A 7,091-nucleotide genomic window follows, 5' to 3' on the forward strand; every position below is an offset into this window, starting at 1 on the left:
CAAAAAGGCACCGAAGAGGTGCCTTTTTGGAGAGGTTGTGAGGTTATAGTGTTAATTCTGAATAATGAACATCGATCTTCTGTTCAACTGATGTTGCTCTTCACTACAATCTACCCCGTTGGCGCATTCATTGACCAATTGGGTTTCTCCGTATCCTTTTGCAGATAATCGGGATGCTTCAATTCCGTTATCGATCAACCACTGCATGGTAGACTGAGCGCGTCGGTCAGAGAGTACCATATTGTACTGATCTGTGGCACGGCTGTCTGTATGCGATTCAATATGGATCACCAATTCCGGATATCGCTTCATAGCCGCTAGAACTTTTGCCAATTCGATTTCCGCGTCAGGACGGATATTGAATCGATCCAAATCGAAATAAATCGTTTGCAACTCAAGAATACAGTTTAAAGTATTCTCATAAGGACAAGCGCGTTCCAATTGGATTGGCTGATAGAGATCTCCTGAAGTTTCTGGTGCTACAATAGCGATCTCGTTCGGATTGTAGTCCAATTTAGTGGCGCGTAAGCGATACGATTGAGTACAATCAATATCAAAACTGTAAGCGGCGTCATCACCAACAACGATCGGTTCACCGTAAGGATTCCCTTGATCGTCAAGTAGTTCCACTTTAGCTCCTGATAATAAAGCACCGGTCTCCAGATCAGTTACTTCTCCAGTGAGTTTCACTAAACAAGGTTGAACACGGTAAATATTATCACTCACAAAACCTTGGTCTCCAGATCTATTGGAAGCCAAATAACCTGTTTTGGTTTCTGGATTGTAAATGTATCCAAAATCGTCTTTTTCACTGTTGGTCGGCTCTCCAAGGTTGCTTACTTCGGAGGCCATTCCAGCATCGTCAAGTTCTGTTGAGAATACATCAAACCCACCCAAACCGGTTTGTCCATCGCTGGAAAAATACAAAGTGTTGTCTGAACTGATGAATGGGAAACTCTCACGGGCTTCTGTGTTAATGGATTTTAGGTTTACAGGATCTCCTAAGGTTGCATCCTCATTGATCGGTGCATACCAGATATCACTCATCCCCACGGTACCGTCCATATCAGAAACAAAATACAGCAGTTTACCATCCAAGCTCAATTGCGGATGCGCCATACTGTAGTTATCACCGTTGCGCGAGCCGTCTTCAAACTTGACCTCGCGAACATCTGACCAACCGTTGGCCAATTTAGTAGCGCGATAGATCTTCATACGTACGGTTCCTTGATCGTCCTTCCCGATAGCGCGCTTGCCAGTTTTATTCCCTACTTCTAAGAAGTTGTTACGGGTAAAATACATGGTCTTTCCATCTTCTGAGAAGGTTGGTGTTGACTCGTGGAACTTTGTATTGATAGGACCATTGTCAAAACGCTCCATATTGCTCAAGTCTCCGTTCTCATCAATATCAACGACATAGAGATCTGAATACGGCTGGTTGTTCCATTCGTGCACAGCGAGCTTCTCATCACGGATCGTATCTGAAACGGAAGAGAACACTAAACGTTCTCCAAAGTACTTTGGACCAAAGTCAGAGAAAGCAGAATTTACAGTTACTCCAACGAGCTCAGAATTGCGAGCATTTGCCGCAATTTGCTTTAAATAATCATCACCGGCATATACTCTTGCAATTGCTGTGGTATCTCCGCCTTTGGCTTTATAGAGGTCCATTGCTTCCTGCGCTTTGGTGTAATCTTGAGTACTCTTATAACACTGCGAAAGCCTGAATAGATATTCAGGCGTTGCTTGTTCTGGAAATTTTTCTACCAAGGCTTCATACCAGGAAACCGCTTCTTTGTACTGGGAATTGAAATAGTATGTATCTCCCAGGTTTTGGTATATCTGAGCACTTTCCCTACCCTGCTCAATGACATCCAGGTAAACCTGTTGTGCATCGATATAGGCATATTGACTGTACTCTTTGTTGGCTTTTAGTTCTTTGGTCTTTTGAGCAATTGTTGGCCCGACGGTTAAAAGAAAGCCGCTAACAAACAATAAGATTTTGAGTGAGGTTCTTGTCATGATTGCTGCTTTTAAAAGAATCGAGGCGTAAGGATACGCTCCGGTTTATTGAATATTTCAAATCGAACGAAGAATTCATAAGATCCATCATTGAATCCACTGAGATCTGTGGTCTCTCCATCATAAGCAAATCCGAGGAATAGTCCTTCTGTGGCTTGAAATCCTACCATCCCGCTAAGGGCTGCGCTCCAGCGATAGGCCGCTCCAAGAGTGAATTTCTCATTGATCAACAAGTTCGCGGATAAATCAACTTGCAAAGGAGAACCACTAACCAACTTGGTCAAAACAGCTGGCTTGAATTTTAAGTTCTCGTTGAGATCAAATACATATCCTGTGATGAAGAAATAGTGTAAACGCTCCGCGGCGATGGTCTGAGCGGAAGTTGGTCCTATTTCACTTTCATCAAAGTGTTTGGTGTTTAAAAAGTTTGGCACAGAAAGTCCCGCATAAAACTTATTGGAGTAATAGTAAATACCCGCTCCAATCTGCGGTTGTAAACGGTTGTCAATATTGTTCTCAAATACATCTCCTTCATCAAAAATGTTCAAGAGTGTAAAATCGACATCCAAAAGATCGATACCCGCTTTTAGTCCAAAGGCGAGTTTGTAATCCTCTGAGGTATTGATGGTATAGGAATAGTCTACGGTAATGTTAGACTCTTTTGCAGGACCCAATCGATCCATAACTATACTCATCCCGATTCCCATGTTCTCCGCAACACCAATTGGAGAGTTGAAGGTGAATGTACCAGTTTCTGGCGCACCGTCCAATCCGACCCACTGCGTTCTGTAAAGCGCGGAAAAGTCAAGACTTCCTCGAGATCCTGCATAAGCTGGATTCACGATCTGCGTATTGTACATATACTGCGTATACTGTGCATCTTGCTGAGCCTTGAGATCAGCTTGAAAACCGAATACCAGAATCAGAATTAGTACTAAAGAATATTGTTTGACCATCATCTGTGTGTTTTATTCCCCTGCAGTGAACACCAGTGCTACTGCAGGGGTCTATTCAATTTACTTTCTATTTACGTATAAATAACCTGCGTTCGTCAATGTCTCGCCGTCAACAAAACGTCTGAGGACATAGTAATAGGTTCCTGTTGGCAACTCTTTGCTCTGACGGACCGTTACACGTCCTTCAGAGATACCTCGGAATACATTGGTCTCGCCGTCAGCGCCACCGTATCCATCGGTCTCGTATACCAATACTCCCCAACGGTTAAATATCTGCATATTGTTGTCTGGGAACTGTTCGATACCCTGAACTCTAAAGAAGTCGTTCAAGCCGTTTCCATCAGGACTCACCGCGTTGAAGATCTCGAAGTCAACACCGAGTACTTCTGGCAGAATTACTACGGTAGGATCATCTGGTTCTCCATCACCTTCCACATCATTATCTGTAGTGTCCATCGGATCATCAGAAAGGTCGCGAACTTCATTGCCGTTCTGATCCATTCCAATACCAATTGCCTGATTTACTACCTGACCTGCTTCAATATCAGCCTCTGTCAAGGCGTAAGTGGCCGTAAAGGTAGAATCATCAACCTCTCCTGGCTCTAGAGTAATTGGGCCTCCAGTAACCGCTACAAGTGGATCTTCAATCACAATATCAAAGACAGTGACGTTACCGGTGTTAGTTACGATGAAGGTATAGGTAATAGTTTCACCAACTTGTGGCTCACCGTCCCCGTTGTCATCGTTAAACACACCGATCTTCTCAACTTCAATAGAACCGTTCTGACACAGATCTACTTCAGTCACATCGTCCTCAACATTAGAGTCGTCATCCGACAAGTCGCTTACTTCAGTTCCATCTGGAGCCGTACCGAACACCTCAGCTTGGTTGATCACAAAGCCGTTGTTCACGTCATCAAGAGTCACTGTATAGGTTGCAGTGAAGGTTAGATCATCCACTTCTCCAGGAGCCAATGTGATTGGTCCTCCGTCTACAGCAACAAGTACGTCAACAATATTGATGTCTGTCAAGGTTACGTTTCCAGTATTGGTTACGATGAACTGATACGTGATCGTCTCACCAATATCAGTACAACCGTCTCCGTTCTCATCGTTCAAGGTTCCTATTTTGATCAGTGCAATTGCAGGACCTTGACACAGGTCTGTAATTGTTGGATCATCATCACTCACTGTTGCTCCAGATTCATCGCTAACAAGCGTTCCGTCTGGTGCAGTACCCTCTGCTGTAGCTTGGTTTTCAACCTCACCGGCATCGATATCCGCAAGAGTGATCGCATAAGTTCCTGTATAGGTCCAAGCCTCATCTACATCCAGCTCACCATCTCCATCAGTATCTCCATCTACAAAAGTGATGGTTCCAATCAGTGGATCAGTAACTGTAATTCCAGAAAGACTTACGTTTCCTTCATTGGTCACTACAAAGGTGTATTCAATGATCTCGCCTTCATTGGCACAACCATCTCCATCACCGTCTAGAAAGACTCCAGTCTTCACAATGGCGATTGCTGGGTTCTGACAAAGCTCTGTGATTGTTGGATCATCTTCCAATACGGAGTCGTCATCAGACAGATCAGAAACTAGAGTGCCATCTGGAGCCGTACCTTCTGCTGTAGCTTGGTTTTCAACCTCGCCTGCATCGATATCGTCTTGAGTGATCACATAAGTTCCTGTGTATGTCCAGGTCTCATCAACATCTAATTCTCCGTCTCCATCAGTGTCTCCATCAACAAAAGTGATGGTTCCCACTAGTGGGTCAGTCACAGTGATTCCAGAAAGACTTACGTTTCCTTCATTGGTCACCACAAAAGTGTACTCAATGGTCTCTCCCTCATCGGCACAGTCATCTCCGTTGCCATCTACAAAGACTCCAGTCTTCACAATAGCAATTGCAGGATCTTGACACAGCTCGGTGATCGTTGGATCGTCTTCCAAGACAGAGTCATTATCAGACAGATCGTCAACTACCGTTCCATCAGGAGCTGTTCCTTCTGCGGTAGCTTGGTTTTCAACCTCTCCGGCATCGATGTCATCTTGAGTGATCGCATAAGTTCCAGTATAAGTCCAAGTCTCGTCCACGTCCAGTTCTCCGTCACCATCGGTGTCACCATCTACGAAAGTGATGGTTCCCACTAGAGGATCAGTTACAATGATTCCAGAAAGACTCACGTTTCCTTCATTGGTCACTACAAAACTGTATTCTATGGTCTCTCCATCATCCGCACAGTCATCACCGTCACCGTCTACAAACAGTCCGGCTTTCACAATCGCAATGAGTGGGTTCTGACACAGCTCTGTAATTGTGGAATCGTCGGTATCAACTGCAGTACCTGATTCATCAGTTACTACCGTACCATCTGGCGCAGTACCTTCTGCAGTTGCCTGGTTCACCACTTCTCCAGCGTCAATATCATCTAGAGTAATGGTATAAGTACCTATATATGTCCAAGTCTCGTCTACGTCTAATTCGCCGTCACCATCGGTGTCTCCATCTACGAAAGTGATCGGAGCCACTAGGATATCAGTCACTGTAATTCCAGATAGACTCACATTACCTTCATTGGTCACCACAAAGGTGTATTCAATAGTCTCTCCTGAGTTGGCACAGTTATCACCGTTTCCATCCACAAAGATTCCAGATTTTACGATCGCAATTGATGGTTCTTGACAAAGCTCAGTGATGGTTGGGTCATCTTCAACTACTGTATCATTGTCTGAAAGATCACTTACTACAGTACCGTCTGGTGCTGTACCTTCTGCCGTAGCTTGGTTTTCAACCTCGCCAGCATCGATATCATCTTGAGTAATGGTATAAGAACCGGTATACGTCCAAGTCTCATCTACATCAAGCTCACCGTCAGCGTCAGTATCACCATCCACGAAAGTAATGGTTCCTACTAGCGGATCAGTTACTGTAATACCAGAGAGGCTTACGTTGCCTTCATTAGTCAATACGAATGTATACTCAATAGTTTCCCCGTCATCAGCGCAGTCATCTCCATCGCCATCTACGAAGATTCCAGTCTTCACAATAGCAATTGCTGGATTCTGACAAAGCTCGGTTACGGTAGGATCATCAGCATCTACAGCAGTTCCTGATTCATCGGTCACTACAGATCCATCTGGAGCTGTACCTTCTGCCGTTGCCTGGTTTACAACTTCTCCAGCGTCAATGTCTGCCGAGGTAATTGTATATGTTCCCGTATAGGTCCAAGTCTCATCTACATCAAGCTCTCCGTCAGCGTCAGTATCTCCATCCACAAAAGTGATGGTTCCTACTAATGGATCAGTTACAGTAATTCCGGAAAGGCTTACGTTACCTTCATTAGTTACTACGAATGTATAGTTGATAGACTCTCCATCATCGGCACAGTTATCACCGTTGCCGTCTACAAAGATTCCAGTTTTCACGATTGCGATTGCTGGCTCTTGACATAAGTCAGTCACTGTAGAATCATTCTCCAATACCGAGTTGTCATCAGACTGATCTTCCACTACGGAAGCATCTGGTGCAGTTCCTTGAGCCAAGGCTTGGTTAGTTACCATTCCAGCATCAATGTCGTCTTGAGTGATGGTATAAGAACCGGTGTAGGTCCAAGTCTCAGTCACGTCCAATTCTCCATCAGCGTCAGTATCACCATCTACAAAAGTGATGGTACCTACTAATGGATCAGTTACAGAGATGCTCGCTAGACTCACATTACCTTCATTGGTCACTACGAAAGTATAGTTGATAGACTCGCCGTCATCGGCACAGTTGTCACCGTTACCATCCACAAAGATTCCTGTCTTCACAATTGCGATCGCTGGCTCTTGACACAGATCAGTTACCGTAGGATCATCCTCAAGCACCGAGTTGTCATCGGACTCATCTTCTACTACGGATGCATCTGGTGCTGTTCCTTGCGCTAGCGCCTGATTGGTAACCATTCCTGCATCAATGTCATCTTGAGTGATCACATAAGAACCAGTGTATGTCCAAGTCTCGGTTACGTCTAACTCTCCGTCCGCATCAGTGTCTCCATCCACAAAAGTGATGGTTCCTACTAATGGATCAGTTACAGTAATTCCGGAAAGGCTTACGTTACCTTCATT

At 44.6% G+C, this 7,091-nt stretch carries 3 protein-coding genes; all 3 read right to left on the reverse strand.

The features are described 5' to 3' along the window. Window positions 1-51: 51 nt before the first annotated feature. The gene (locus HRT75_RS02220) at window positions 52-2,022 is read right to left on the reverse strand and encodes an OmpA family protein (protein WP_291182376.1); all 1,971 of its coding nucleotides are present in this window, start codon (window positions 2,020-2,022) and stop codon (window positions 52-54) included. A gap of 11 nt (window positions 2,023-2,033) precedes the next feature. Next, window positions 2,034-2,981 (reverse strand): type IX secretion system membrane protein PorP/SprF, encoded by a 948-nt coding sequence (locus HRT75_RS02225; protein ID WP_366665008.1) that lies wholly within the window; start codon window positions 2,979-2,981, stop codon window positions 2,034-2,036. 57 nt (window positions 2,982-3,038) lie between these two features. Then, window positions 3,039-7,091: gliding motility-associated C-terminal domain-containing protein (locus tag HRT75_RS02230; RefSeq protein WP_291182377.1), on the reverse strand; the 4,053-nt coding region annotated here is incomplete at its 5' end.

This window comes from Gilvibacter sp. (genome assembly GCF_013214815.1).
Classification (GTDB): Bacteria; Bacteroidota; Bacteroidia; order Flavobacteriales; family Flavobacteriaceae; genus Gilvibacter.